General features: G+C 60.2%; 21 protein-coding genes. 9 read left to right on the top strand and 12 right to left on the bottom strand.

The window, feature by feature from the left end:
* Positions 1 to 458 precede the first annotated feature (458 nt).
* Genes mexE through ACLH0J_RS17700 form a run of 3 tightly spaced genes read left to right on the top strand, consistent with a single transcriptional unit; the run spans position 459 to position 6307 of the window.
* Positions 459 to 1700 carry a multidrug efflux RND transporter periplasmic adaptor subunit MexE gene (mexE, locus tag ACLH0J_RS17710; protein ID WP_411388351.1) on the top strand — a complete coding sequence of 414 codons (1242 nt, stop codon included), beginning with the start codon at positions 459 to 461 and terminating at the stop codon, positions 1698 to 1700.
* Between the two features lie 15 nt (positions 1701 to 1715).
* Entirely contained in the window at positions 1716 to 4895 is a 3180-nt protein-coding gene (locus ACLH0J_RS17705; protein ID WP_411388350.1) for an efflux RND transporter permease subunit, read from the top strand.
* On the top strand, positions 4892 to 6307 hold the full coding sequence (locus ACLH0J_RS17700) for an efflux transporter outer membrane subunit (protein ID WP_411388349.1): 1416 nt from the start codon (positions 4892 to 4894) through the stop codon (positions 6305 to 6307). The genes ACLH0J_RS17705 and ACLH0J_RS17700 overlap by 4 nt, the downstream gene beginning before the upstream one ends.
* A 97-nt stretch (positions 6308 to 6404) precedes the next feature.
* On the opposite strand, the gene ACLH0J_RS17695 is transcribed toward ACLH0J_RS17700, so the two are convergent.
* The 10 genes from ACLH0J_RS17695 to ACLH0J_RS17650 form a co-directional block, all read right to left on the bottom strand.
* Complete coding sequence (locus ACLH0J_RS17695) at positions 6405 to 8609, bottom strand: lipase family protein (protein ID WP_411388348.1); 2205 nt, start codon at positions 8607 to 8609, stop codon at positions 6405 to 6407.
* A gap of 12 nt (positions 8610 to 8621) precedes the next feature.
* On the bottom strand, positions 8622 to 9398 hold the full coding sequence (locus tag ACLH0J_RS17690; protein ID WP_411388347.1) for a hypothetical protein: 777 nt from the start codon (positions 9396 to 9398) through the stop codon (positions 8622 to 8624).
* Positions 9399 to 9447: 49 nt separating this feature from the next.
* Complete coding sequence (locus ACLH0J_RS17685) at positions 9448 to 10224, bottom strand: hypothetical protein (RefSeq protein ID WP_411388346.1); 777 nt, start codon at positions 10222 to 10224, stop codon at positions 9448 to 9450.
* A gap of 49 nt (positions 10225 to 10273) precedes the next feature.
* Positions 10274 to 11038: a hypothetical protein gene (locus tag ACLH0J_RS17680; protein ID WP_411388345.1), complete on the bottom strand. Its 765-nt coding sequence runs from the start codon at positions 11036 to 11038 to the stop codon at positions 10274 to 10276.
* 49 nt (positions 11039 to 11087) lie between these two features.
* Positions 11088 to 11861, bottom strand: coding sequence for a hypothetical protein (locus ACLH0J_RS17675; RefSeq protein ID WP_411388344.1), 774 nt, complete (start codon positions 11859 to 11861; stop codon positions 11088 to 11090).
* A gap of 49 nt (positions 11862 to 11910) precedes the next feature.
* A complete protein-coding gene (locus tag ACLH0J_RS17670; protein ID WP_411388343.1) occupies positions 11911 to 12684 on the bottom strand; it encodes a hypothetical protein in 774 nt (257 codons plus the stop codon).
* A 49-nt stretch (positions 12685 to 12733) separates the two neighbouring features.
* A complete protein-coding gene (locus ACLH0J_RS17665; RefSeq protein WP_411388342.1) occupies positions 12734 to 13498 on the bottom strand; it encodes a hypothetical protein in 765 nt (254 codons plus the stop codon).
* Between the two features lie 49 nt (positions 13499 to 13547).
* Positions 13548 to 14267, bottom strand: coding sequence for a hypothetical protein (locus ACLH0J_RS17660; RefSeq protein WP_411388341.1), 720 nt, complete (start codon positions 14265 to 14267; stop codon positions 13548 to 13550).
* 53 nt (positions 14268 to 14320) lie between these two features.
* The gene (locus ACLH0J_RS17655; protein WP_411388340.1) at positions 14321 to 15175 is read right to left on the bottom strand and encodes a DUF4123 domain-containing protein; all 855 of its coding nucleotides are present in this window, start codon (positions 15173 to 15175) and stop codon (positions 14321 to 14323) included.
* A 427-nt stretch (positions 15176 to 15602) separates the two neighbouring features.
* Positions 15603 to 16622 carry an AraC family transcriptional regulator gene (locus tag ACLH0J_RS17650; protein ID WP_411388339.1) on the bottom strand — a complete coding sequence of 340 codons (1020 nt, stop codon included), beginning with the start codon at positions 16620 to 16622 and terminating at the stop codon, positions 15603 to 15605.
* Between the two features lie 168 nt (positions 16623 to 16790).
* Between ACLH0J_RS17650 and efeU the strand changes: the two genes are divergently transcribed.
* From efeU to efeO (ACLH0J_RS17630), 4 genes are read left to right on the top strand one after another with little or no spacing between them, the layout of a single operon-like run.
* Positions 16791 to 17636 (top strand): iron uptake transporter permease EfeU, encoded by an 846-nt coding sequence (gene efeU / locus ACLH0J_RS17645; RefSeq protein WP_411388338.1) that lies wholly within the window; start codon positions 16791 to 16793, stop codon positions 17634 to 17636.
* Between the two features lie 10 nt (positions 17637 to 17646).
* On the top strand, positions 17647 to 18849 hold the full coding sequence (gene efeO, locus ACLH0J_RS17640; RefSeq protein WP_411388337.1) for an iron uptake system protein EfeO: 1203 nt from the start codon (positions 17647 to 17649) through the stop codon (positions 18847 to 18849).
* Between the two features lie 13 nt (positions 18850 to 18862).
* Positions 18863 to 20167, top strand: coding sequence for an iron uptake transporter deferrochelatase/peroxidase subunit (gene efeB / locus ACLH0J_RS17635; RefSeq protein WP_411388336.1), 1305 nt, complete (start codon positions 18863 to 18865; stop codon positions 20165 to 20167).
* 27 nt (positions 20168 to 20194) lie between these two features.
* Entirely contained in the window at positions 20195 to 21013 is an 819-nt protein-coding gene (efeO, locus tag ACLH0J_RS17630; RefSeq protein ID WP_411388335.1) for an iron uptake system protein EfeO, read from the top strand.
* Here the strand turns inward: efeO (ACLH0J_RS17630) and ACLH0J_RS17625 are convergent.
* The gene (locus ACLH0J_RS17625; protein ID WP_411388334.1) at positions 20911 to 24303 is read right to left on the bottom strand and encodes a hypothetical protein; all 3393 of its coding nucleotides are present in this window, start codon (positions 24301 to 24303) and stop codon (positions 20911 to 20913) included. The genes efeO (ACLH0J_RS17630) and ACLH0J_RS17625 overlap by 103 nt on opposite strands.
* A 124-nt stretch (positions 24304 to 24427) precedes the next feature.
* Positions 24428 to 25771 carry a CDP-diacylglycerol--serine O-phosphatidyltransferase gene (gene pssA / locus ACLH0J_RS17620; RefSeq protein ID WP_411388333.1) on the bottom strand — a complete coding sequence of 448 codons (1344 nt, stop codon included), beginning with the start codon at positions 25769 to 25771 and terminating at the stop codon, positions 24428 to 24430.
* A gap of 123 nt (positions 25772 to 25894) precedes the next feature.
* On the opposite strand from pssA, the gene ACLH0J_RS17615 reads away from it, so the two are divergent.
* Positions 25895 to 26446 (top strand): TetR/AcrR family transcriptional regulator, encoded by a 552-nt coding sequence (locus ACLH0J_RS17615; RefSeq protein WP_411392852.1) that lies wholly within the window; start codon positions 25895 to 25897, stop codon positions 26444 to 26446.
* Between the two features lie 28 nt (positions 26447 to 26474).
* Positions 26475 to 26954 (top strand): DUF1348 family protein, encoded by a 480-nt coding sequence (locus ACLH0J_RS17610; RefSeq protein ID WP_411388332.1) that lies wholly within the window; start codon positions 26475 to 26477, stop codon positions 26952 to 26954.
* Positions 26955 to 26962 lie beyond the last annotated feature (8 nt).

Raw genomic sequence — 26962 nt, 5'->3', positions numbered from 1 at the left:
AGCCCACACACCCTGCGATTGAAGGCCTTGCGCCGGCCTCGAAGCCCACTTGGCGGCGCTGATCGGACAGTTTATTGAACCGGTGTTGCGCCACCAACACTTGGCTCACGGTTGGAATGCTCCAACTGCAGGGCCGACTTGGCATCGAGCGTGGACATGAATCTATCCACACGGCGATGGCCTTGGCGTACATGTAAAGGCTGAGCATGCCGAAACCGATGCCGAGAAAAACCACAGTTACCGGTCGGGGGGATACAGTAATCACCCCGTCGCAACGTGCGCAAAACACCATTGCCATCAATGGCATTGATAGGCTGCTAACAAAACCCCCAGGCTAGAGGGCTTGCCCCGCGCTTATATCATTCCGAATGATAGTTACCTTCGCTTCATTCGATTCGTGACATACCGCCTCGCCGCGCATGATCCGCCCATCTCAAATACATTGGCGGATGCACCTCATGGAACAGACACTCAAACAGTTGCGCTTCCCCCTGGCGGTTTTGGCCGTGGTGGTGATGAGCGCGTGCGGCAAGACCCCGGAACAAGCGGCCGCCATGCCTGCGGCCAAAGTCAGCGTGGCCAAGGTACTTGAGCAACCGGTCAACGAGTGGGATGAGTTCACCGGCCGCCTGGAAGCGCCAGAGACCGTGCAGATTCGTCCGCGCGTGTCCGGCCAGATCGACCAGGTAGCGTTCACCGAAGGCTCGTTGGTCAAGAAAGGCGACCTGCTGTTCCAGATCGATCCGCGTCCGTTCCAGGCCGAGGTGCGCCGCCTCGAAGCCCAGTTGCAACAGACCAAAGCCGCCGCCACCCGCAGCGATAACGAAGCCCAGCGCGGCGAGCGCCTGCGCCAGAGCAATGCGATCTCCGCCGAACTGGCCGACTCGCGCACCACCGCCGCCCAGGAAGCCCGCGCCGCCGTCGCCGGCATCCAGGCGCAGTTGGACCTGGCCAGGCTGAACCTGAGTTTCACCCGCGTCACTTCGCCCATCAGCGGCCGCGTCAGCCGTGCCGACATCACCGCCGGCAACCTGGTCACCGCCGATGTCACCGCGCTGACCAGCGTGGTCTCCACCGACAAGGTCTACGCCTACTTCGACGCCGATGAGCGTGTGTTCCTCAAGTACAGCGAACTGGCCCGCCAAGGCCGCCGTGGCGCGACCACCCCGGTTTACCTGGGCCTGTCCAACGAAACCGGCAACCCGCACCTGGGCCAGATGAACTTCGTCGACAACCAGGTCAACCCCGCCACCGGCACCATCCGTGGGCGCGCCGTGTTCGATAACAGCAAGGGCGAATACACCCCAGGCCTGTATGCGCGCTTGAAGCTGGTCGGCAGCGGCACTTACTCCGCCGTGTTGATCAACGACGAAGCCGTGGGCACCGACCTTGGCAAGAAATTCGTACTGGTGATGGACGGCGACAAACCCGCCTACCGCGCGGTGGAACTGGGGCCGAAGCTCGAAGGCTTGCGCATCGTGCGCAGCGGCCTGACCAAGGACGACACCATTATCGTCAAGGGCCTGCAGCGGGCGCGTCCGGGTGCGCCGGTCGCACCAGAAACCATTCCGATGGCCAGCAAGGAAACCCTCGCCGCCTTGGCCCAACAACGACAAGCGCTTGAAGCCAGCAACCTGGAGCAAGTGGCGCCGGAAAAAACCGCGCCCAAGCTCGCAGCCGTCGCGACGCCTCGCGGTTAAGGGATACGACTCAAGATGAATTTTTCCAAGTTCTTCATTTCGCGGCCGATCTTCGCAGCGGTACTGTCGCTGCTGATCCTGATCGCCGGTGCCATCTCGCTGTTCCAACTGCCCATCAGCGAATACCCGGAAGTGGTGCCGCCGACCGTGGTGGTACGCGCCAACTTCCCCGGCGCCAACCCCAAGGTCATCGGTGAAACCGTGGCCGCGCCGTTGGAGCAGGCAATCACCGGCGTCGAGAACATGCTGTACATGTCCTCGCAATCGACCGCCGACGGCAAGCTGACCCTGACCATCACCTTCGCCCTGGGCACCGACCTGGATAACGCGCAGGTGCAGGTGCAAAACCGTGTGACGCGCACGCAACCCAAGCTGCCCGAGGAAGTGACGCGCATTGGTATCACCGTGGACAAGGCCTCTCCCGACCTGACCATGGTGGTGCACTTGACCTCCCCGGATCAGCGCTACGACATGCTCTACCTGTCCAACTACGCGATCCTCAATATCAAGGATGAACTGGCGCGCCTGAACGGCGTGGGCGACGTGCAGTTGTTCGGCATGGGCGATTATTCCCTGCGCGTATGGCTCGATCCGAACAAGACCGCCTCGCGCAACCTGACCGCCACCGATGTGGTCAACGCCATCCGCGAGCAGAACCGTCAGGTGGCCGCCGGTGCCCTGGGTGCCCAGCCGGCACCGACGGACACCAGCTTCCAGTTGTCGGTGAATACCCAGGGCCGCCTGGTCACCGAGGAAGAGTTCGAGAACATTGTGATTCGCGCCGGCGACAACGGTGAAATCACGCGCCTCAAGGACATCGCCCGGGTCGAGCTGGGGTCCAGCCAATATGCGCTGCGCTCGCTGATCGACAACCAACCCGCCGTCGCGATTCCGATTTTCCAACGCCCCGGTTCCAATGCCATCGACATCTCCAACGATGTGCGCAGCAAGATGACCGAGCTGAAAAAGAACTTCCCGGCGGGCATGGATTACCGCATCGCCTATGACCCGACGATCTTCGTCCGTGGCTCCATCGAAGCGGTCGTGCACACGCTGTTTGAAGCGCTGATCCTCGTGGTGCTGGTGGTCATTCTGTTCCTGCAGACCTGGCGCGCCTCGATCATTCCGTTGGTGGCGGTCCCGGTTTCGTTGATCGGTACGTTTGCGGTGATGCACCTGTTCGGGTTCTCGCTCAACGCGCTGTCATTGTTCGGATTGGTGCTGGCCATCGGCATCGTGGTGGACGACGCCATCGTGGTGGTGGAGAACGTCGAACGTAATATCGAGCTGGGCCTGGCGCCGTTCCAGGCGACTGAAAAAGCCATGAGCGAAGTGACCGGTCCGATCATCGCCACGGCACTGGTGCTGTGTGCGGTGTTCATTCCAGCCGCGTTCATCAGCGGCTTGACCGGGCAGTTCTACAAACAGTTCGCCTTGACCATTGCGATTTCGACGGTGATCTCGGCGTTCAACTCGCTGACCCTGTCCCCTGCCCTGGCCGCTGTGTTGCTGCGCGGTCACGACGCGCCGAAGGATCGCTTCTCGAAGTTCCTCGACAGGATCTTCGGCGGCTGGCTGTTCCGACCCTTCAACCGCTTTTTCGAAAAGGCCAGCCATGGCTACGTAGGTACCGTGCGCCGGGTGATTCGCGGCAGTGGTATTGCGCTGTTCGTGTACGCCGGCCTGATGGTGCTGACCTTCTTCGGCTTTGCCCACACGCCGACCGGTTTCGTACCGGCCCAGGACAAGCAATACCTGGTGGCCTTCGCGCAATTGCCGGACGCCGCGAGCCTGGACCGCACCGAAAGCGTGATGAAGCGCATGTCGGATATCGCCCTGAAACAGCCCGGCGTGGAAGCCGCGATTGCCTTCCCTGGCCTGTCGATCAACGGGTTCACCAACAGCCCGAACAGCGGCATCGTGTTCGTGACCTTGAAGCCCTTCGATGAACGTAAAGACCCGAGCATGTCCGCCGGGGCGATTGCCGGGGCGTTGAACGGCCAGTACAGCAACATTGAAGAAGCCTACATGGCGATCTTCCCGCCGCCGCCGGTACAGGGCCTGGGCACCATCGGCGGGTTCCGCCTGCAGATCGAAGACCGTGGCAACCTGGGTTATGACGAGCTGTACAAAGAAGTGCAGAACGTCATCACCAAAAGCCGCAGCGTGCCGGAGTTGTTCGGCCTGTTCACCAGCTACACGGTCAACGTGCCCCAGGTCGATGCCGCCATCGACCGTGAAAAGGCCAAGACCCACGGCGTGGCAATCAGTGACATCTTCGACACCCTGCAGGTCTACCTGGGTTCGTTGTATGCCAACGACTTCAACCGCTTCGGGCGTACCTATCAGGTCAACGTGCAGGCCGAGCAACAGTTCCGCCAGGACTCCGACCAGATCGGTCAACTGAAAGTGCGCAACAACAAGGGCGAGATGATCCCGCTGGCGACCTTTATCAAGGTCAGCGACACCTCGGGGCCCGACCGCGTGATGCACTACAACGGCTTCATCACCGCTGAAATCAACGGCAACGCCGCACCGGGCTATAGCTCCGGCCAGGCCCAGGCCGCGATTGAAAAGCTGTTGAAAGAGGAACTGCCCAACGGCATGACCTACGAGTGGACCGACCTGACCTATCAGCAAATCCTCTCGGGCAATACCGCGCTGTTCGTGTTCCCGCTCTGCGTGCTGCTGGCGTTCCTGGTACTGGCCGCCCAATACGAAAGCTGGAGCCTGCCGTTGGCGGTGATCCTGATCGTCCCGATGACGCTGCTGTCGGCCATCACCGGGGTGATCATCTCCGGCGGCGACAACAACATCTTCACCCAGATCGGCCTGATCGTACTGGTGGGCCTGGCCTGTAAGAACGCGATCCTGATCGTCGAGTTCGCCAAGGATAAACAGCAGGAAGGCCTCGACCCGCTCGCCGCGGTACTGGAAGCCTGCCGCCTGCGGCTGCGGCCGATCCTGATGACCTCGTTCGCGTTCATCATGGGTGTGGTGCCACTGGTGCTGTCCAGCGGTGCCGGTGCCGAGATGCGCCATGCCATGGGCGTGGCGGTGTTCTCCGGGATGATCGGTGTGACCTTCTTCGGTCTGTTGCTGACGCCGGTGTTCTACGTACTGATCCGTCGCGCGGTGGAACGCAGTGAAGCGCGCAAAGCGGCCAAGGCCTTGAAGCTGGAGACACAGCAATGAATGTGAACGTCTTTGTGCCGAGCTTGCTGGTCCTGGCGTTGAGCGCCTGTGCCGTAGGCCCGGACTATAAAACCCAGACCCCGGAGGCGGCCAACATCAGCGCCGCCGCCGATGCCAAGCAGTATGACCACGCCAAGTTCGAAGGCATCTGGTGGCAGCAGTTCGACGACCCGACCCTCAACCAGTTGGTAACTCAATCGCTGCAAGGCAACCGCGACCTGCGCGTGGCGTTTGCCCGCCTACGGGCCGCTCGGGCGATCCGTGATGACGCCAGCAATGATGCGATGCCGACCATCACCAGCCGCGTCAGCAGTGACCTGGCCAAGGGACAGATCCCCGGCCAGACGACTAAACGCGTCAACAGCGAGCGTTATGACCTGGGCCTGGACATGGCCTGGGAGCTGGACCTGTTCGGCCGCATCCAGCGCAACCTGGAAGCCACCGACGCCGAGCAACAGGCAGCCGAAGCCGACCTGTACCAACTGCAGGTCACGATGATTGCCGAACTGGTGGACGCCTACGGTCAACTGCGTGGCGCGCAACTGCGTGAACGCATCGCCCTGGACAATCTGAAGAACCAGCAGGAATCGCGCACCATCACCGTCAGCCTGCGCGACGCCGGCGTGGGTGACCAACTCGACGTGGAGCGCGCCGACGCACGCCTGGCGGCGGTGGAAGCCAGCGTGCCGCAACTGCAGGCCGAACAGGTGCGCGAGCGCAACCGCATCGCCACCCTCCTCGGCCAGCGCCCCGACAAGCTGAGCGTGGACCTGAGCCCGAAAAACCTGCCGGCGATTGCCAAGGCGCTGCCGATCGGCGATCCAGGCCAACTGCTGCAACGGCGCCCGGACATCCTCAGTGCCGAACGCAAACTGGCCGCCGCCACGGCGCGCATCGGCGTGGCCAAGGCCGACCTGTTCCCGCGGGTCAGCCTCAGCGGTTTCCTCGGCTTTACCGCCGGGCGCGGCTCGCAGATCGGATCCTCGGCCGCCAACGCCTGGGCCCTCGGCCCGAGCATCACCTGGGCCGCGTTCGACCTGGGCAGCGTCCGCGCCCGCCTGCGCGGTGCGGACGCCGAGGCCGACGGCGCCCTGGCGACCTATGAGCAACAAGTCTTACTGGCATTGGAAGAGTCCGAAAACGCCTTTAGCGATTACGGCAAGCGCCAGCAGCGCCTGGTCTCGCTGATCCGCCAGAGCGAATCCAGCCGCGCCGCCGCCGACCTCGCGGCGATCCGCTACCGCGAAGGCACCGTGGACTTCCTCGTGCTGCTCGACGCCCAGCGCGAACGCCTGGCCGCCGAAGATTCCCAGGCCCAGGCCGAAGTCGACCTGTATCGCGGCATCGTCGCGATCTACAAGGCCTTGGGGGGTGGCTGGCAGCCGGACACGGTCGTGGCCAGCGTGAAGTGATGTAAGCGCTCCTTTGGTTGGTCGCATCCAGCCAATTTTTCGCCCCGTGGTCCATTCGGTCATGGGGCTTTTTTTGGTTTGGGATTTACCCCGGCCACTAGATCAGCGAATCAAGGTCCCGCACATAAGGCTTGATGCGGGTACCCGCAAGCATTTCCTCGACGCGGTTCGGCTCGGGAATCATTGCAATCTGCACCTGCTGGGTGTTCTCGCGCTGGTCTTTCCAGCGCGCCAACGCGACGTCAAAAGTGGGCGACTGCGCCGCGCTGCCGTACACATTGGCCAGGGTCAGTTTGGTTGCGTTCAGCAGACTGAGGCGTTGCAGCGAGGCGACAAGCTTGCCCGACTCGCGGGACAAGTCCGCCTCCGCCTGCTGGTAGTCGGGGTCGTTGAGATCCCGCTGGCTGTTGTGCATGTGCCAGGATTTATCCTGAACCTTGGCGCGCATGGCCTTCAATGCCTTTTCCAACAGGGCGTATTCACGGTCAGTGACCAGCGTCCCGCGGGTTTCCTGGGTTTGCTGCCAGCGTCGCAGGGTCACCCAGGACAACGGGATATAGGCGCCCGGGATGCTGTGGTCGCCCAGGCTCATGAGTTGGGTGATCCAACCCTCGCGGTAGGGCAGGTCGCCATCCTGGGCCAGCGCGCGGGTGCAGGCGGCTTGCTCGATGGAGTCGCAGCCCGGCTGCCACAGAATCGATGACATTTCCTTCGGGTTGAACGGCACGAGCATGAAGTGATGCAGCTTGCCGTGGTGTTGATAAGGCGCGCCGCCGACGCGCACCAGGCCGGCGACGAAGATCAAGGCGCCCAGCACCGGGTTGGTAATGAACAGGGACTTGAACCCCGGGATCCAGATGTTTCGTCGTGCGTTCATCCACGGCGCGGGGACGCTGGGGATCATGTCGTTGTTGTTCACCGTGCGGTGGTGCGCCAGCGGTTCGGCAGCGGCGACGAAGGTGGCATCGCCGGCGCGGGGGGAGCCGTAGGTGTAGAGGAGGATGTCGTATTTCTGAGCTTTATCGCATCGCAATGCTTCCGCCAGCAGCAATGCAATTGCGCCACCGAGGCTGTGGCCGCTGATGATGATTTTTTGCCCGATATAAAATCGAAAAAGATAGTCTTGGACAAATTTTTTCAATGCCTTGTAAGCCTCGTAAAAACCACGATGAACTTTGCCTTGTCCCTCTTCAAAAGGCACTTGTTCCGCATCCAGGTCACGCCACCAATCGGCCAACTCCAGGGTGCCACGGATGGCGATCAGAATGACCTCATCGTGATGGGTGATGAACGCCTGTGTGCTCTTCGCGCTCAGCCAATGGGTGCTGGTGTCATCGAAAAAGTGCAGCTTGGCGGGATGTTCCTGTTCTTCGCCCGGTTTGTTTTGCTCATACAGGGTGGGATCGAACGGCAAGATCTCGAAGCGTTTCGAGTAAGACACTTCTTCGTAGAGGGGGTAATAGCGGTGAACTGGCGATTGGGAATTGTCCACTTTCCAGCTTTCCCGGTAGTTCGAAAGGGCTTCACCAAAGAAGTGACCGACGCTGGGGTCCAACGGAAAACTCACCCGGTCCACCGGGTCTTTGGCGGGGTGCTGGCCGAAATCGCAATAACTCAAGTTCGCCATGATCGCCAGTTGGTACAGGTTCAAGGCACAGAACTTATTGTCGGTCGAGAACATGGGCCGGAACGCCCGCAGTGGGCGCACCTGGAGCACAGTGTGCCGGTTCGATAACAGCCCGACACCGAACGTCACGACGGGTTCGGGACTGAACCTCAGCTCATTGAGCGCTCTTATCAGGATGTCCTCGGGCGGGTATTTACGGTCAACAATCGGTGGCGGTAGATGTGCGCTGTGTTTGACCAGGTCTCGCACTTCGACCTGGATGAACTTATCTCCCGGTTTTAGCGCGGGGTTGTGCTCGCGAGGGAGCCCGTCTGTGTGAAAGAAGCGGGTTTGTTCGGCGCGAACTTGGAGTTCGGTGATGGGGAGCTTGTACGAAGGACGCTCCATGAGTGTTTTATATGGATTTTCTTCTCCTACATATTCCGCATTTAGCATTAATACGACAGGTCCTTGATAGCAGTCTTCAATTTTTGCAAATCCATCGGCATCCAACCTCCCCGAATATTGTTGCTCTGCGCTGTCCTGAAGGGTATACGCAAGGCCCCCATAAGGTTTGCCATCACCGAACTCATCCACCAACTGGAAACTAATAAAGTGTCCCCTTAATGGGCAGGCCAGCATCTTTCCGTTAAAGAACGGCCTATCCTCATCTTTCATAGGTTCATACAGACTCATGATTAATGTCCTTTATTCAGTGCAGTTGGGATAGACGGTGCAGTCACGGCCGTCAGGCATTTTGAAAGGTACGAAATCCGTAGTTTTGCCATGGCAAAAACCATAAAAATCGTTGGGTCCTTTACCCATGCAACGCTTCCAACCCGCTGGGAACTTAACCCAACTATCACCAAATGCCGGCCGTTCCTCTTTCGCCTCCACCAGCACCAGCTTTACGGTCCTGCCCGCTAACCCTTCGCGCAGCATCGATCCACCCGCCAGGCGTTTCTGGACGACGCCATTCGCGTCGAGTGCCCGGCACTGGAGGATTTTGACGATATACCGATGCGGTCCCATCGTGCGAAACAACCACTGGCACTGGCCCTGAAAGACCAGTGGTCCCGACGCGGGAAAAGGGCGAGTTGTTTCAGTGGGTTCATCGCGGATGGATAGCGCGCCACTTTCCAAACTCATGTCCAGTTCCCGCTTGCCCCATTGCCCTTCGATATTCAGCACAACGCTTTTCAATACCCTGGAGCACCCCTTCACCCTTGCTGTGAGTGGCAACTTGAGTTCAATCAGTTGTGTGCCCTTGGGTTGTTCGCTTTTGACCACTTTATGCCCCGGACACGACTCGCCCGAGGCGGCGTCATAATAAGTAGTGGCACTTATCGTGAAGTTTTCCGGCAACTCGGCCTGGAAGTTAAAACTTTCGGTTGGCAGCAGTGAGCAGCCTGAAACGGCCCAGGCCATTACGCTTATATATAAGAGCTGTAGGCAGTGGCGATTAAAGTGTTGCATGTGTTTCATATTGATTTTTCTCCTGGTGCGCGCTTATACGAGCTATTGTTTTATGTCCCTATTCAGTGCAGTTGGGATAGACGGTGCAGTCACGGCCGTCAGGCATTTTGAAAGGTACGAAATCCGTAGTTTTGCCATGGCAAAACCCATAAAAATCGTTGGGTCCTTTACCCATGCAACGCTTCCAACCCGCTGGGAACTTAACCCAACTATCACCAAATGCCGGCCGTTCCTCTTTCGCCTCCACCAGCACCAGCTTTACGGTCCTGCCCGCTAACCCATCGCGCAGCATCGATCCACCCGCCAGGCGTTTCTGGACGACGCCATTCGCGTCGAGTGCCCGACACTGGAGGATTTTCCTGATAACCCGGTTCGGTCCCGAGGTGCGAAACAACCACTGGCACTGGCCCTGAAAGACCAGTGGTCCCGACGCGGGAAAAGGGCGAGTTGTTTCAGTGGGTTCATCGCGGATTGATAAAACGCCCTTTTGCAAACTCATATCCAGATCACGTTTTCCCCATTGCCCTTTGATATTCAGCACAACGCTTTTCAACACCCTGGAACACCCCTTCACCCTTTCCGTGAGTGGCAACTTGAGTTCAATCAGTTGTGTGCCCTTGGGTTGTTCGCTTTTGACCACTTTATGCCCCGGACACGACTCGCCCGAGGCGGCGTCATAATAGGTAGTGGCACTTATCGTGAAGTTTTCCGGTAACTCGGCCTGAAAGTTAAAACTTTCGGTTGGCAGCAGTGAGCAGCCTGAAACGGTCCAGGCCATTACGCTTATATATAAGAGCTGCAGGCAGTGGCGATTAAAGTGTTGCATGTGTTTCATATTGATTTTTCTCCTGGTGCGCGCTTATACGAGCTATTGTTTTATGTCCCTATTCAGTGCAGTTGGGATAGACGGTGCAGTCACGTCCGTCAGGCATTTTGAAATCAGTGAAAGTTGGCGGATTTTGGCAGCGGAACGTTTCCTTGGTTTCGATACAGGGCTTCCAGCCTTTAGGTGTTTCCAGCCATGACCGCCCAAAATACGGCTCTTCCTCTTTCGCCTCCGTCAGTACCAACTTCACGGTCCTGCCCGCTAACCCTTCGCGCAGCATCGATCCACCCACCAGGCGTTTCTGGACGACGCCATTCGCGTCGAGTGCCCGACACTGGAGGATTTTCCTGATAACCCGGTTCGGTCCCGAGGTGCGAAACAACCACTGGCACTGGCCCTGAAAGACCAGTGGTCCCGACGCGGGAAAAGGGCGAGTTGTTTCGGTCGGTTCATCGCGGATGGATAGCGCGCCACTTTCCAAACTCATGTCCAGTTCCCGCTTGCCCCATTGCCCTTCGATATTCAGCACAACGCTTTTCAATACCCTGGAGCACCCCTTCACCCTTGCTGTGAGTGGCAACTTGAGTTCAATCAGTTGTGTGCCCTTGGGTTGTTCGCTTTTGACCACTTTATGCCCCGGACACGACTCGCCCGAGGCGGCGTCGTAATAGGTGGTGGCACTTATCGTGAAGTTTTCCGGTAACTCGGCCTGGAAGTTAAAACTTTCGGTTGGCAGCAGTGAGCAGCCTGAAACGGCCCAGGCCATTGCGCTTATACATACGGCTCGCAGGCATTGGCGAGTAAAGTGTTGCATGTGTTTCATATTGATTTTTCTCCTGGCGCGCGCTTATACGAGCTATTGTTTTATGTCCCTATTCAGTGCAGTTGGGATAGACGGTGCAGTCACGTCCGTCAGGCATTTTGAAAGTTTTGAATTGAGGGGGGCTGACACAGAGCTCTTCAATATCGCGCCCCCAATTCCCCTTGCACGGTTTCCATCCGCTCGTTGTTTTAATCCAATAACGATCAAAATATGGCTCTTCCTCTTTTGCCTCCGTCAGCACCAATTTCACGGTCCTGCCCGCTAACCCTTCGCGCAGCATCGATCCACCCACCAGGCGTTTCTGGACGACGCCATTCGCGTCGAGTGCCCGACACTGGAGGATTTTCCTGATAACCCGGTTCGGTCCCGAGGTGCGAAACAACCACTGGCACTGGCCCTGAAAGACCAGTGGTCCCGACGCGGGAAAAGGGCGAGTTGTTTCAGTGGGTTCATCGCGGATTGATAAAACGCCCTTTTGCAAACTCATATCCAGATCACGTTTTCCCCATTGCCCTTTGATATTCAGCACAACGCTTTTCAACACCCTGGAACACCCCTTCACCCTTTCCGTGAGTGGCAACTTGAGTTCAATCAGTTGTGTGCCCTTGGGTTGTTCGCTTTTGACCACTTTATGCCCCGGACACGACTCGCCCGAGGCGGCGTCATAATAAGTAGTGGCACTTATCGTGAAGTTTTCCGGCAACTCGGCCTGGAAGTTAAAACTTTCGGTTGGCAGCAGTGAGCAGCCTGAAACGGCCCAGGCCATTACGCTTATATATAAGAGCTGTAGGCAGTGGCGATTAAAGTGTTGCATGTGTTTCATATTGATTTTTCTCCTGGTGCGCGCTTATACGAGCTATTGTTTTATGTCCCTATTCAGTGCAGTTGGGATAGACGGTGCAGTCACGGCCGTCAGGCATTTTGAAAGTTTTGAATTGAGGGGGGCTGACACAGAGCTCTTCAATATCGCGCCCCCAATTCCCCTTGCACGGTTTCCATCCGCTCGTTGTTTTAATCCAATAACGATCAAAATATGGCTCTTCCTCTTTTGCCTCCGTCAGCACCAATTTCACGGTCCTGCCCGCTAACCCTTCGCGCAGCATCGATCCACCCACCAGGCGTTTCTGGACGACGCCATTCGCGTCGAGTGCCCGGCACTGGAGGATTTTCCTGATAACCCGGTTCGGTCCCGAGGTGCGAAACAACCACTGGCACTGGCCCTGAAAGACCAGTGGTCCCGACGCGGGAAAAGGGCGAGTTGTTTCAGTGGGTTCATCGCGGATGGATAGCGCGCCACTTTCCAAACTCATGTCCAGTTCCCGCTTGCCCCATTGCCCTTCGATATTCAGCACAACGCTTTTCAATACCCTGGAGCACCCCTTCACCCTTGCTGTGAGTGGCAACTTGAGTTCAATCAGTTGTGTGCCCTTGGGTTGTTCGCTTTTGACCACTTTATGCCCCGGACACGACTCGCCCGAGGCGGCGTCATAATAGGTAGTGGCACTTATCGTGAAGTTTTCCGGTAACTCGGCCTGAAAGTTAAAACTTTCGGTTGGCAGCAGTGAGCAGCCTGAAACGGTCCAGGCCATTACGCTTATATATAAGAGCTGCAGGCAGTGGCGATTAAAGTGTTGCATGTGTTTCATATTGATTTTTCTCCTGGTGCGCGCTTATACGAGCTATTGTTTTATGTCCCTATTCAGTGCAGTTGGGATAGACGGTGCAGTCACGTCCGTCAGGCATTTTGAAATCAGTGAAAGTTGGCGGATTTTGGCAGCGGAACGTTTCCTTGGTTTCGATACAGGGCTTCCAGCCTTTAGGTGTTTCCAGCCATGACCGCCCAAAATACGGTTTTTCCTCTTTTGCCTCCGTCAGTACCAATTTCACGGTCCTGCCCGCCAACTGATCGCGCTGTATCGCTCCTCCTGGCAGGCGTTTCTGGACGACGCCATTCGCGTCGAGTGCCCGGCACTGGAGGATTTTGACGATATACCGATGCGGTCCCATCGTGCGAAACAACCACTGGCACTGGCCCTGAAAGACCAGTGGTCCCGTCGCGGGAAAAGGCTGAGTTGTTTCAGAAAGTTCATCACGGATTGATAAACCGGCAGAGTCCATATCCATATCCAGTTCACGCTGCCCCCATCGCCCTTCGATATTCAGCACAACGCTTTTCAACACCCTGGAACACCCCTTCACCCTTTCTGCGAGTGGCAACTTGAGTTCAATCAGTTGTGTGCCCTTGGGTTGTTCGCTTTTGACCACTTTATGCCCCGGACACGACTCGCCCGAGGCGGCGTCATAATAGGTAGTGGCACTTATCGTGAAGTTTTCCGGTAACTCGGCCTGGAAGTTAAAACTTTCGGTTGGCAACAGTGAGCAGCCTGAAACTGCCCAGGCCATTGCGCTTATACATACGGCTCGCAGGCATTGGCGAGTAAAGTGTTGCATGTGTTTCATATTGATTTTTCTCCTGGTGCGCGCTTATACGAGCTATTGTTTTATGTCCCTATTCAGTGCAGTTGGGATAGACGGTGCAGTCACGGCCATCAGGCATTTTGAAAGACTCAAGGAACTTGTATGGCTCGGTGCAGTACTCTTCGTTATTCGTTCCCCACAAACCAGTGCAGGGTCTCCAGCCCTTGGGCGTTTCGAGCCACCAGCCTCTGTAATAAGGCTTCTCCTTCTGCGCGACACTAAGCACCAGCTTTACGGTCCTGCCCGCTAACCCTTCGCGCAGCATCGATCCACCCGCCAGGCGTTTCTGGACGACGCCATTCGCGTCGAGTGCCCGGCACTGGAGGATTTTGACGATATACCGATGCGGTCCCATCGTGCGAAACAACCACTGGCACTGGCCCTGAAAGACCAGTGGTCCCGACGCGGGAAAAGGGCGAGTTGTTTCAGTGGGTTCATCGCGGATGGATAGCGCGCCACTTTCCAAACTCATGTCCAGTTCCCGCTTGCCCCATTGCCCTTCGATATTCAGCACAACGCTTTTCAATACCCTGGAGCACCCCTTCACCCTTGCTGTGAGTGGCAACTTGAGTTCAATCAGTTGTGTGCCCTTGGGTTGTTCGCTTTTGACCACTTTATGCCCCGGACACGACTCGCCCGAGGCGGCGTCGTAATAGGTGGTGGCACTTATCGTGAAGTTTTCCGGCAACTCGGCCTGGAAGTTAAAACTCTCGGTTGGCAGCAGTGAGCAGCCTGAAACGGCCCAGGCCATTACGCTTATATAGACGGCCCGCCGATAGGGATGAGTAAGGTGTCGTATATGCCTCATAGCGATCCTTCTCCAGACCAGAACTTCATTTCATTGAACAGGCGTTCGTAATGAGCCTGTGGCGTTTCCCCTTCATGGGGCGCCCAGTTGTTGATGAGCGGCGGCTCGGTTTCAGTGAGTTTGCTGGTGATCAAAAAGTGCACCTGCTCAGGGTCCGTCCATCCCCATTGCTGAGCGTGTGAAAGTTGTTCTGTGAGCCAAGTGCCTGGGTCTTGGCGCTGACTGAGTCGTATCAGGTCTTCACCGTGTTTTGCCCACAGATACCGGTAGACAGTGGAATGAAGTATTTCCATCGCCCGATCAGCTGGCAACGGCACGCTCAGCCATGCCGGGTCGGCAGGCAGCGGGTATTCACCGGGCGCAGGATTGTGGGTGACGTTCCACTGGGCGCCGTGCCAATAACACACACTGATCGCCGGCCCCAGGTACTCAGGACGGGCTTCTTCAGGGATATGCGCCAAGGCACGGCCGAGTACGCGATTGTCGTGGAAACGGTACAGCGCCCGGTGGGGGCGCGTGCCGATAATCAGGCGCTCGCGCCAGTGCCGGGCCAGCGCCGGCAGGTCGCCGTTGCCGATGCTCGCCAGCCAGCCCCAACTGCGCTCAGGCTCGTCGAGAAGGGGTTTGAGGCGTGCATCGCCAGGATTGTCGATCAGGAAGATGAAGGGCCCCGCATTGGCTAATTCGCTGATCGGGGTCTGGCTGTAGACGCAGCAGTACTGCTCAGGGTCAGGGGTGTTCAACAAGGCTTGGCGGGCGACGAGTTCGCCTTCCGAGTCCAGGATCAGGCACAGGGTGTGGCCGAGTCTCAGCTGGTCGTTCATCCATTGGCGGGGGCAGGTCGTTGTCATGGCGTCATTCCTTTGGGCAGGCAAAGGAAGGAATCTGCAGCGTGAAGTGCACAGCGGAGGCAGGCGCATACATAGGCTTATCCTTAAGACGAAAGAGTAAACAAAACGCGAGACCCAGGCGGTGTCTGGCATAAGCGCGTTTAAACACGCGAGCACGCTAACAAAGGGGAAAAATAGATTGATGCAGGAAAGGCCTCGGAAATGCGTATGAAACTTCCGCAATCCACGGTGTTGCTTTGGCGAATATTTGTGAGGGAATAACCAACAGGCGCTTTCGCCCGCGCCTTAGCGCAAACGAAGAGGATTCGTCAGGAGAAATCACGTTTAAACGCAGGGGCTTGGTTTAAGTCCGGGTCGTGGATCAGATCGAGGCAGGGAGGTGGGCGCCAAACGCATGACGCGTGAGTGATCTCCCCCGCCCCACGGCCTACTGGCTGACCTCGTCCAAAATCAGACTCCGATAGTGCCCCGGATTCGATCCCGCCCACTTGCGAAAGGCCTTGTAGAACGAACTGGTATCGGCAAACCCCAGCCGCTCGGCAATCTGGGCAAAGCTGATCTGCGGTTCGGCCAGCCACACAATCGCCAACTCCTTGCGCACGCTGTCCTTGAGCCCCTGATAGGTTTGCCCCTCCTGCGCCAATCGGCGGCGCAGGGTGGACGCGGAGATGCACAGGCTGGCGGCCAGGCCCTCGGTTTCCGGCCAGGTGTCCGGGGGCATGTGGCGCAGGTCGTGTTTGACCCGGCTGGCCAGGCTGTCGGGATCGCGGTATTTGACCAGGATGTTGGCCGGGGCGTGGGCGAGAAAGCGCTTGAGTTCCTCCGGGCTGCGCTTGATCGGCAGGTCGAGGCAGTCGGCGGAAAAGATCATGCGGGTGCGTGGGCGATCGAAACGCAGGTTGTCGGAAAACATCACCTGGTAGTCATCGCAGAAGTCCGGCCGTGGACAGCGCAGTTCAATGGCCAGGATCGGAATGCGGCGCCCCACCAGCCAACAGGCCACGCCGTGGACGATCATCCAGTAGGTGAAATAGGTAAACGCCCGCCTCGGCTCGGGCTCAGATTCGAGCAAGACGATTTCCGCCAGGCTCTGTTGGCGCACCAACTGGGCCGGCATGCGCTCGAGCATCAGCGACAGAAACGCCAGGGCGGTGTCCAGGCTGGCCGCCAGGGTCGGTTGTGCCAGGGATGCGCGGCAGAGAAACGCCAGGCTGCCAGACCTGAGCTTGCGCGGGTCCATGCCAAAGAACTCATCGTCCAGGCGCCGCGCCAGCAGACGCCACAGGCGCGCATAGGCCGTGGCGGGCACGCGGGCGGCCGGCGTTTGCAGCAGCGCCGGATCAATACCGACTTTGTTCAGCGCCTCAACGGTGGCGGCGCCGGGCGCGCAGCTCTGCAACAAGGCTTCGCGCACCAGGTGAAGGGAAATGGTGTCTTTTTCCGACATGAGAAGTTAGGCGATCCGACGGCATACACGATGGCACGCATCATAAGGGCGCTGGCGGTTCGTCACCACCGTTCAGCCATTGTTCAGTAATCGTCAAGATTTCCTGTTTAGCAATGAGTATCATTATGTTACAAATTAGCATCCTCTCTACTGACCACGCGGTGCCGAATGCTCGTTCCCTTTCTCATCATGTTGCGCGAAGGCATTGAAGCCGCATTGATCGTTGGCATCATCGCCAGTTACCTGCAACAGACCGGTCGCGGCCAATGGATGCCCGCCGTGTGGATCGGTGTGTTTCTCGCGGCGGCGCTGGCCTTGCTGGTGGGCGGCGGCCTGGAACTGGTCAGCGCCGAATTCCCGCAAAAACAGCAGGAGTTGTTCGAGGGCGTGGTGGGCCTTGTGGCCGTGGGCATTCTCAGTTCCATGGTGTTCTGGATGCGCAAGGTGGCGCGCTCGATCAAGCATGCCCTGCACGCCTCCCTCGACCACGCCCTCGCCGGTTCCCGGCACCAGGTGACGGCACTGATCCTGATGGTGTTTTTCGCCGTGGCCCGTGAAGGCTTGGAAACCGTGTTCTTCCTGCTGGCCGTGTTTCAGCAGAGCGAAGGCCCGGGCGCGCCGATTGGCGCCCTGCTCGGCCTGGTCCTGGCAATCATCGTCGGCTTCCTGATCTACACCGGCAGCATGCGCCTGAACCTCGGTGCGTTTTTCCGCTGGACCGGCCTGTTCATCCTGGTGGTGGCCGCCGGCATTCTCGCCAACTCGGTGCAGGCCTTGCACGAGGCGGGTGTGTGGAACCACCTGCAAACCGTGCTGTTCGATTTCAGCACGGCACTGCCGATGGACAGCCCGCTGGGTTCGGTTCTGGCGGGAATGTTCGGTTACCAGGAAGCGCCGACCATCAGCACCCTGGGTGCGTATCTGATCTACCTGGTGGTGGCGTTGGTGATGTTTTTCCTGCCGGCGGCCCCGGCCACGCCTGCCGCCCCCTCTTCTTCCGTCTCCAGCCATTAAGGACCATCTCTTGTCCAAGCCAACTCCTCAACCGGCTTCGCCACCCCGCGCCCTGCGCTGGGCCGTGGCAGGCTCGGTGGTCGTGATGATCGCCGCCGGCGGCCTGTTTTATTACGCCTCGCAACTGGCGGCCGGCAAGCGCCAGGCCAACCACAATGAAATCGCCGTGACCATCCATGGCCATGCCTGCGAGCCCAACGCGCTGACCGTACCGGCCGGCCGCGCCAGCTTTCGCATCATCAACCGCTCCGACCGGGCGGTGGAATGGGAAATCCTCGACGGCGTGCTGGTGGTCGAAGAGCGGGAAAACATCGCTCCCGGCCTGAGCCAGGTGATCAACGCCAACCTGCTGCCCGGCGACTACGCGATCACCTGCGGGCTGTTGAGCAACCCGCGGGGCACCCTGCATGTGACGCCGACCGCTGAGTCCGACGCCCAGGCCAAGGCCAAGCCCGCAATGGTGGCGTTTATCGGCCCGTTGTCGGAGTTCCGCGTGTACTTGAGCAGCCAGGGCAGTGCGCTGGTCAAGGCTGTGAGCGACTTGCAGCACGCCATCGATGCCGGCGACCTGGCCCAGGCCCAGGCGCTTTACGTACCCGCCCGCGAGGCGTACCAGCGCCTGGCCCCGGCCTCCCAGCGCCTGGCAGAACTGGACAACGCCATCAACGCCCGCGCCGATTACTTTGAAAAACGCGAACAGGACCCCGCCTTCAGCGGCTTCCATCGCCTCGAATACAGCCTGTTCCAACAACGCTGCCTCGATGGCCTGGCGCCGATTGCACAGCGCCTGCTGAGCGACGTCACCACCCTCAAGCAGCAGTTGCTGGCCCAGTCGCTGCCACCGGAGCAACTGGTCGGCATTGTGGTGCGCAACCTCAACAGCCTGGCGGACGTGCGTGCCATCAGCGGTGAAGAAGAGCGCTACAGCCATGTCGACCTCAACGGGTTTGCCGCCAATCTGCAAGCCGCGCACAAAGTGGTCGAGTTGATGCGTCCGCTGTTGAGCAAATCCGCCGCGGATGTGCTGCCAACCGTCGACAGCGCCCTCGCCGCTTTCGACGCCGAACTCCAAGGTTTCAAGGTGGAAAAAGGCTACGCCCCGTACGACAGCGTTAGCGCCGATCAGCGCAAGCAGATCGCCGACAAGGCCAAGGCTCTGGCCGCCGCACTCGATGGAATCGACCCCGCCCTTGGCCTTTCCGGCCTGCAGTGAAACGAGCGCCTACATGAACGATCCAAAACAGTTTGACCTCCAGCGTCGCCGCGTCCTGCTGGGCATGGCCGCGACCGGCGCCGCGATTGCCGGCAGCAGCCTGAGCTGCCCGGCCATGGCGGCTGTCGCCGAGCAAGTCACCACCGCGCCGCGCAGTGACAAGACCCAGGACCACCATGATTTCTACGGCAAGCATCAGACCGGCATCGTCACCCCGCGCCCGGCGTGCGGCATGGTCGTGGCGTTCGACGTGCTGGCCGCCGACCGCCAAGACCTCGAGCGCCTGTTTCGCACCTTGAACGAGCGCATCGGTTTCCTGATGACCGGCGGCAGCGTGCCGCAAGTCGACCCGAAGTTGCCGCCCACCGATTCCGGCATCCTCGGCCCGGTGGTCACGCCCGACAACCTGACCATTACCGTATCGGTCGGTGAATCGCTGTTCGACGAGCGTTTCGGCCTGGCCACCGTCAAGCCCAAGCGCCTGAGCCGCATGGTCGGTTTCCCCAACGACGCGCTGGAAGCAGCGCAATGCCATGGCGACCTGAGCCTGCAGTTTTGCTCCAACACGACGGACACCAATATCCACGCCCTGCGCGACATCGTGAAAAACCTGCCCGACCTGCTGCTGGTGCGCTGGAAACAGGAAGGCAGCGTACCGCCCCAGGCGCCGGCCAAACCCGGCGAGCCGGCGCAGAGCGCGCGTAATTTCCTCGGGTTCCGGGACGGCTCGGCCAACCCCGACTCCAACGACAACAAGACCATGGACCAGATCGTGTGGGTCCAACCGGGCAGCGACGAACCGGCCTGGGCCGCCCATGGCAGTTACCAGGCGGTGCGCATCATCCGCAACTTCGTCGAACGCTGGGACCGCACGCCGCTGCAAGAACAGGAAAGCATCATCGGTCGCGTCAAGACCTCCGGCGCGCCCATGGATGGCCAGCGGGAAACCCAAGTGCCTGACTACAGCAAGGACCCGGAAGGCAAGGTGACCAAGCTCGATGCCCACATCCGCCTGGCCAACCCGCGCACCCCGCAGACCCAGGCCAACCTGATCCTGCGCCGGCCGTTCAACTACTCCAACGGCGTCAACAAAAACGGTCAGCTGGACATGGGGCTGCTGTTCATCTGCTACCAGGCTGACCTGGAGAAAGGCTTTATCAGCGTGCAAACCCGGCTCAACGGCGAGCCCCTGGAGGAATACCTCAAGCCGGTCGGCGGCGGGTACTTCTTCACCTTGCCGGGTGTCACGGGGCCCAAGGATTTCATTGGGCGCACGCTGCTGGCCGCATCACACCCTCGCACCCCTGCCAACGCCTAACCTAACCCCCATAGCGGAAACCGTCCCATGAAGAAGTCGACTCTCGCGTTGTCGTTGTTAATGACCCTCTCGCCACTGGCCGCGTTCGCCGCCACGGCGCCACTGGACCTGGTAGGCCCGGTATCGGACTACAAGATCTACGTCACCGAAGAAATCGGCGAGTTGGTCACCCAGACCCAGGCGTTTACCGACGCAATCAACAAAGGCGACCTGGCCACCGCCAAGAAGCTCTACGCGCCGACCCGCGTGCACTATGAGTCCATCGAGCCGATCGCCGAGCTGTTCAGCGACCTGGATGCGTCGATCGACTCGCGCGTCGATGACCATGAAAAAGGCGTGACCGCCGAAGACTTCACCGGCTTCCACCGCATCGAATACGCCCTGTTCTCGCAGAACTCCACCAAGGGCCTGGAGACGCTGACCGCCAAGCTCAACACTGACGTCAACGACCTCAAGACCCGTGTCGATGGCCTGACCTTCCCGCCGGAGAAAGTCGTCGGCGGCGCCGCTGCCCTGCTTGAAGAAGTCGCCGCCACCAAGATCTCCGGTGAAGAAGACCGTTACAGCCACACCGACCTGTACGACTTCCAGGGCAACATCGACGGCGCGAAGAAAATCGTCGACCTGTTCCGTGGCCAGATCGAGAAGCAGGACAAGGTGTTCCTGGCCAAAGTCGACAAAAACTTCGCCGCCGTCGACAAGATCCTGGCCAAGTACAAAACCAAGGACGGCGGCTTTGAAACCTACGACAAGGTCAAGGAAAACGACCGCAAGGCGTTGGTCGGTCCGGTCAACACGTTGGCTGAAGACCTCTCGACCCTGCGCGGCAAACTGGGCCTGAACTGATCGAACGGTAACCGTGCCGCCCGCGCCTCGGCGTTGGCGGTCATCGATGCCGTGGGAATGGCGGACGCCTCCGGGCTGCTCGCCTGCCCGGCTGCCACCAGCAAGTAAGCCCGCAGCTTCTCCTCCGCCGTGATCAAATGCGGCGCCATCTTGCCCCATTTCATTCCTCCTCCAGCCAACAGCACAGGCAGCTTTACCAAGCCTTTGGTCGCGGCACTGATCATTTGCGGGTAACCGTCCAGCGGGTTCAGCGCCGCATTGGTGAACAGCCCGGACTGCTTGAGGAAGTCAAACGCACGGTCGCTGAAGGTCGCGGCAGGTTTTGCCGAAGCCAACGTCGCGGCAGAAGGCTTGAGCCGCATGAGCAGGCGGTGCACCGGGTTAGGCACCAGGGCCTTGGCCGAGCGGATCAGCCCTCGCGCCTGCCCCCCGGCCCCAATGGCCACCCCCGCCATATCCAGCGTCAAATTGGCCAGGCCCTTGCCGATATTGCCTTGCTTGAACTCGTGGTACGCCCCCACGAACGGCACGAACCCCAGCAGGAACTCATGCTCGCGAGCGCGGGTTTCGCGGCGTTTTTCCAGGGGCAACGGCTCGCGTGCGCGTTGCAGCATGGATTCGATCGATTCGTAGAAATTATCCTGGGCGATCCTGTCGGCGATGCTCGCGACCTTTCTAGAGCCATACGTAGGCGGGACGAAGGACTGCAACGTATGGCTGGCGGGCAGTTCATTGCCGGCGAACGTGGCGCCCAACGGTTCCACGATCACCGCCGGGGACGTCACATCGGGCCGCGGTTTGGCGCCAGTGGCGTAGGCCTCGAAATCGAAGGCCATCTGCGTGCCGCGCACCACCGGCAAGTACACCGAACCATGGGGCGAGGCAAAACGTTGTGGCCGGACTACGCCGTTAAGTTCGAGCGCTTCGGGCAAGTCCGTGCGCTTGATGATCTTGCCGTTGGCGAACAGCTCGTAATACACCACCGTCTGCCCATGCTCTACGCGCATCAGGGTGCCTTGTCGTGCACGCTGCGCGGTTTTGTGTGCAGCGGTTTCCTCGGCCTGGGTGACACCGGTCTCGGCGCGCAGGGTGAAGAGTTCCACCGTGCCCAACTCGATCGCCTGGCGCTCGGCCAGAGGTAATTGCGCAAACATCAGCTTGAGCTTGGTGGCATAGGCGCTCTGCAACTGTTTGCGGTGCTGGTTGACGGCGGTTTCCAGCCGCCCGTCGAGGTCGGGCAGATGGCGAATGCGCCGGTCGAGCTCGTCACATGCCGCAGCCGACACCTGCGGCGCGCGGTCGCGCTGATAGGGCGTCGGCCCAGACGCAGGCGATTCGGACAGGTCTTCGCTGCGCACCCATTTACCCGGCTTCAGGTCGCCCGTCATGTAGGTTTCAACCAGCGAACGACGGCGCGGCTCCGAGACCGACAGATTGCGCCGATCCTCGGCACTGGCCGGTTGCACGGTCATGCGTTCGAGCTCGGCCGCGGTGGTATCGGGGAAAACCCGCAGCAGCTCCTTGATGGCCAGCGCCTTGCGCGTCGGCAGTTCTGCGCTGGCGCTGGTGAAGGCCGCCGTGGCCTCATCGCGCTGCCGGAAAAACGCCCGCGTCGCGTCCTGGATATCGTGCTGCGAGTACTCGCCGTCGCTGCGCAGCCTGATGACGCCGTTCAACACCCCCCAGTCAGCGATGATTTTCAGGGCATTGAGTTGCATCAATTGCGCCTGTCCCTCACGGGTGGGCGCCAAGGTGGCCAGGGCGGTAACTTGCCGTTCATTCATCATCCGCGACGTGCCCGGTGCATGGTGATCGGCCAATGCGCAGCCGAGGCGCAATTCCATCCAGGCCGGGGTGCCGACGCGCATCGAGTCCGGCACATCCTGCACCAGCATTTCCGGCGCCGCCTGTGCCAGGCTGATGTCGGCAACCCACACCGCCAACGCAGGTGTCAGGCCTTTGTGTTGCTGCAGGTGGCGCTCGATATCGCGACGCACCTCGGCGAAGCTACGGCCCATGTTCGCGGGCTGGTAGATCGAGTAGCCAGCGATTTCCCCGGGTTTGACGTCGTCCAGGCGGATGCCTGCGATCCGGGCCAGGGTGTGCTTGTCGTCCGCGCTCAGCGTGCCGGCCGACCACTGCCGCGTCGTCAGCCCGCTGTAGTCGCCCAGCGCGGGCGCCGGTGGCAAGGAGAGGCGCAGCCATTGGATCACGTTGCGGGTTTCGGCCACGGTACGCGGCGAGCCCAGCCCCTTGAAGTCGAGGATCTGGCGCAGGTCGTAACGCGGTGTCGAGTAAATCGCATTGCCCAGCGGCACGCTGAGCGCCGTCAATGCCTGGAGTTCTGCGCTCAACGCCGCGTCGGCATCCACGTAGTAGGTCAGGTTCACCCAACCGCCCACCGGGCTCAAGCGTTCAAGTCGACCTTCAGACACGCGAAACGGCTGGTCGGGCCAGTCGAAACCTTCGCGTTGCAGCAGGCAGAGCATCTCGGGACGGGCCACCAACCGCTGCAAGCGCTCCCGCGCCGCGCCGCTGCGCGCGGGCAATGGCGATGCCGGCGACAGCGCGCCGGCAGAGGTGGACCCGTCGGTGCGCGCCGCGTCCGGCAGGTCGTCGAGCCCGGCTTCCAGGCGATCCGCCAGGGCGTGGCGCTCCTGCAGGTCACAGATCAAGCGCCAGGTCTGCTCAAGGTTGCCGACATTGGCCTCGGCGACCCGCTGGCGCGGCAGCCACAAGGCGTCGTCAGGCCCGACAACCGGCAAGCCCTGGTCCGTGGGATCGAGCACGTCACGAATGGGTCGCAAGGTGTGCGACACCTCCTTCCAACCGGAGTCGTCGGTGAGGGTGAAGCGGACGGCGTGGCGCACACCGTTGTGGTTGACGTAACCCTCGACATGATGGCGATGCAAGGTAAGGGTCGAAGGTTCCAGGCCCTGATCGGCGATCCACTGTTGCAGCGCCGGCTGGTTGAACACCTGCTGGTACAGGCGCATCGCCGGGCCCAAGCGGCTGTCGGGCGGCACCTCGATCATCGTGTGGCCGCTGTCTTCGGCGGCAGCCACACGTTCGCTCAACTGCGCGTCGGCGGCAGCGGCGCGGTCAGGGTCCCGGGTCGGTAGCCGGGTCCATGGATAGTCGGCGATGGGCTCATCGGCAAGGGCGCGCCGTTGCCGTGCGACCGGCGTTTGAGGCCTGGCCCGATCCGGCGCAGCGGGCACTTCGGTGGACGGCAGCGCAGCGACGGAACTGGGCGAGTGGGTACTCGGCAGCGGCATCAACATAGTCATTCCTCTCTCGGATAGGGCCGTCCGTGAACGGTGAGAGGTCATCTAAAAACAGTTGATGCCGGCTGGATGTAAGCCCCATCCGACGCCTTTTACCCTTGCGTTGCCGATGATTTCAAGCAGTGGCCTACAGGATTCGGTACAACAGCCGCTCGATTCGCACACGGCTCACCCGGCGCAAAAACTTGCCGACGGCGGGCGGGTAATCCACCAGGGTCTGCAACTGCGCGTAACCGTCGATGCGGGTGGTGTGCTGGAAAATCTGCGCCAGTTCGGTACGCCGCGGCGCCAGCCACTGGCCTTGCGGGTCGTCGATCAGCAAGGCGTTTTCCAGATCGAGGCGGAACGCGCGCGGGTTGAGGTTGTTACCGGTGAGCAAGGTGTAACGCTGGTCGACCCACATGCCCTTGAGGTGGTAGGTGTTGTCGCCGTCGCGCCACAGGTGCAGGTTCAACTGGCCGCTGTCGATCATCGACTGATGGCGTTTGGCGAAACGGCGCAGGCTGATTTCATACAGGTAAGGCAACGCGGCGATGACCTTGAACGGCTCGCTGGGCGGGATGAAGAAATCGTTGGCGGTCTTGTCGCCGACGACGATGTCGATCTTCACCCCGCGCGCCAGGGCGCGGTTGATCTCGCGGGTCACCGGCAGTGGCAGGTTGAAATACGGCGTACAGATGGTCAATTGATGCTGGGCGCTGGCGATCAGTTCGAGAATCACCCGGTTCAAGGGGTTGCTCTTGCCGACGCCGAGCAACGGGCTGACCGACAGGTGGCCATTGGGCAACAGCCCCGCGGTGGTGTCGTAGGCCGCGTGCTTGAGACGACTGCGCAGGTCGCCGATGTCATTGCGCAAACTGCGGGTGGTGGGCGGGTTGGGCAAGTCCAGGCGATTGACGGCCTTGGAGGCCACCAGGCCGTGCTCCACCAGGTGCTGCATGGAGTCCGCCAGCGGCTTGCTATGGATCAGGTGGTAACGGTCGAAGCGGTACTTGTCGAACTTGTGCAGGTACACGTTGTTCAAACTGGCGCCGCTGTACAACACACTGTCGTCGATCACGAACCCCTTGAGGTGCAGCACGCCGAACAGTTCGCGGGTTTGCACCGGCACGCCGTACACCGGCACTTCGCTGCTGTGGCTCTGGGTCATGGCCTGGTACCAGGCGCTGTTGCCCGGCTGCTTGCCGGCGCCGATCAACCCGCGCTGGGCGCGCAGCCAGTCGACCACCACCACAATGTCCAACTCCGGTCGCGCGACCTTGGCGGCGTGCAGGGCGTCGTAGATCTCCTGCCCCGCTTCGTCCTGCTGCAAGTACAGCGCCACGATGTAGATGCGCCGTGTGGCCTGGGGGATTTTTTCCAACAGGCAACGGCGAAACGCGTCGGCGCCGGGTAGCACCTCAATGGCATCTGGAGTGAGGGGGAAACCACGCAGTTTGGGCAACAGAGAACGTTTGAAGAACGACGGCATAAGGCTCGCAATGGGTCGAATCCGAAGAGGCACCGAGCTTACACCATGGGGGTGCTCAGGTCTTGCTGTCACAGGTGGAAAAATGGGTTGACGAAGAAGAACGATCGTTCTACTTTTAAAGCCATGAACGACATGACTCGCACCATCATCCTCGACGTCACTGAAAAGCTGATCTACCGCCACGGCATCGCCGCCACCGGCATGGATTTGCTGGTGAAAACCGCCGGTGTCTCGCGCAAAAGTATCTACCGCTACTTCGCCAACAAAGACGACTTGGTGATCGCCGCACTGCAACGCCGCGACGCGCGCTGGCTGCAATGGCTGCGTGATGAAGTGGAGCGTGTCGAGGGCAGCGGCGAACGCTTGATCGCGCTGTTCGGCGCCCTCAAGGTCTGGTTTGACAGCGCGGATTTTCGCGGCTGCGCCTTTATCAACACCAGCGGCGAAACCGGCGACCCGCAGAACCCGGTACGCCTGCTGGCCAAGGCGCATAAACAGAAACTGTTCGAGTACGCCCTTGAGCTGTGTCAAGCACATGGCACCCCCGATCCCGAACGGCAGGCCGCGCAACTGCTGATCCTGATCGACGGCGCCATTACCGTTGCCCTGGTCATGGGCGATTCAACCGCCGCCGATAACGCCCAGCAGATGGCGCGGACGTTATTGGGGCTTTAATTAATCCCACCTTTGCAGGAGCCGGATAATGTCCTCTACCGCAGAAATTCGCCCGCCACTACCGCCCTTCACCCGCGAATCGGCCATTGAAAAAGTGCGCCTGGCCGAAGACGGCTGGAATTCCCGCGACCCTGAGCGGGTGTCCCTGGCCTACACCCTGGATACCCAGTGGCGCAACCGCGCCGAATTTGCGCATAACCGCGAACAAGCCAAAGCGTTCCTGACCCGCAAATGGGCCAAGGAGCTGGATTACCGGTTGATCAAGGAATTGTGGGCGTTCACCGAAAATCGTATCGCCGTGCGTTATGCCTATGAATGGCACGACGACTCCGGCAACTGGTTCCGCTCTTATGGCAACGAGAATTGGGAATTCGACGAGAACGGCCTGATGGCCAATCGGTTTGCCTGCATCAACGACCTGCCGATCAAGGCAAGCGAGCGCAAGTTCCATTGGCCGCTGGGACGGCGCCCGGACGCTCATCCGGGGCTGTCCGAGCTGGGCCTTTAGCGGCGGCG

This window comes from Pseudomonas sp. MPB23 (assembly GCF_046605395.1).
Taxonomy (GTDB): domain Bacteria; phylum Pseudomonadota; class Gammaproteobacteria; order Pseudomonadales; family Pseudomonadaceae; genus Aquipseudomonas.
This window is presented reverse-complemented; position numbering and strand designations above follow the sequence as displayed.

Bases quoted from the DNA above. Each gene is read 5' to 3' on its own strand.
- mexE (WP_411388351.1), top strand. From the start codon at position 459: ATGGAACAGACACTCAAACAGTTGCGCTTCCCCCTGGCGGTTTTGGCC.
- ACLH0J_RS17705 (WP_411388350.1), top strand. From the start codon at position 1,716: ATGAATTTTTCCAAGTTCTTCATTTCGCGGCCGATCTTCGCAGCGGTA.
- ACLH0J_RS17700 (WP_411388349.1), top strand. From the start codon at position 4,892: ATGAATGTGAACGTCTTTGTGCCGAGCTTGCTGGTCCTGGCGTTGAGC.
- ACLH0J_RS17695 (WP_411388348.1), bottom strand. From the start codon at position 8,609: ATGAGTCTGTATGAACCTATGAAAGATGAGGATAGGCCGTTCTTTAAC.
- ACLH0J_RS17690 (WP_411388347.1), bottom strand. From the start codon at position 9,398: ATGAAACACATGCAACACTTTAATCGCCACTGCCTACAGCTCTTATAT.
- ACLH0J_RS17685 (WP_411388346.1), bottom strand. From the start codon at position 10,224: ATGAAACACATGCAACACTTTAATCGCCACTGCCTGCAGCTCTTATAT.
- ACLH0J_RS17680 (WP_411388345.1), bottom strand. From the start codon at position 11,038: ATGAAACACATGCAACACTTTACTCGCCAATGCCTGCGAGCCGTATGT.
- ACLH0J_RS17675 (WP_411388344.1), bottom strand. From the start codon at position 11,861: ATGAAACACATGCAACACTTTAATCGCCACTGCCTACAGCTCTTATAT.
- ACLH0J_RS17670 (WP_411388343.1), bottom strand. From the start codon at position 12,684: ATGAAACACATGCAACACTTTAATCGCCACTGCCTGCAGCTCTTATAT.
- ACLH0J_RS17665 (WP_411388342.1), bottom strand. From the start codon at position 13,498: ATGAAACACATGCAACACTTTACTCGCCAATGCCTGCGAGCCGTATGT.
- ACLH0J_RS17660 (WP_411388341.1), bottom strand. From the start codon at position 14,267: ATGGCCTGGGCCGTTTCAGGCTGCTCACTGCTGCCAACCGAGAGTTTT.
- ACLH0J_RS17655 (WP_411388340.1), bottom strand. From the start codon at position 15,175: ATGACAACGACCTGCCCCCGCCAATGGATGAACGACCAGCTGAGACTC.
- ACLH0J_RS17650 (WP_411388339.1), bottom strand. From the start codon at position 16,622: ATGTCGGAAAAAGACACCATTTCCCTTCACCTGGTGCGCGAAGCCTTG.
- efeU (WP_411388338.1), top strand. From the start codon at position 16,791: ATGCTCGTTCCCTTTCTCATCATGTTGCGCGAAGGCATTGAAGCCGCA.
- efeB (WP_411388336.1), top strand. From the start codon at position 18,863: ATGAACGATCCAAAACAGTTTGACCTCCAGCGTCGCCGCGTCCTGCTG.
- efeO (WP_411388335.1), top strand. From the start codon at position 20,195: ATGAAGAAGTCGACTCTCGCGTTGTCGTTGTTAATGACCCTCTCGCCA.
- ACLH0J_RS17625 (WP_411388334.1), bottom strand. From the start codon at position 24,303: ATGACTATGTTGATGCCGCTGCCGAGTACCCACTCGCCCAGTTCCGTC.
- pssA (WP_411388333.1), bottom strand. From the start codon at position 25,771: ATGCCGTCGTTCTTCAAACGTTCTCTGTTGCCCAAACTGCGTGGTTTC.
- ACLH0J_RS17615 (WP_411392852.1), top strand. From the start codon at position 25,895: ATGAACGACATGACTCGCACCATCATCCTCGACGTCACTGAAAAGCTG.
- ACLH0J_RS17610 (WP_411388332.1), top strand. From the start codon at position 26,475: ATGTCCTCTACCGCAGAAATTCGCCCGCCACTACCGCCCTTCACCCGC.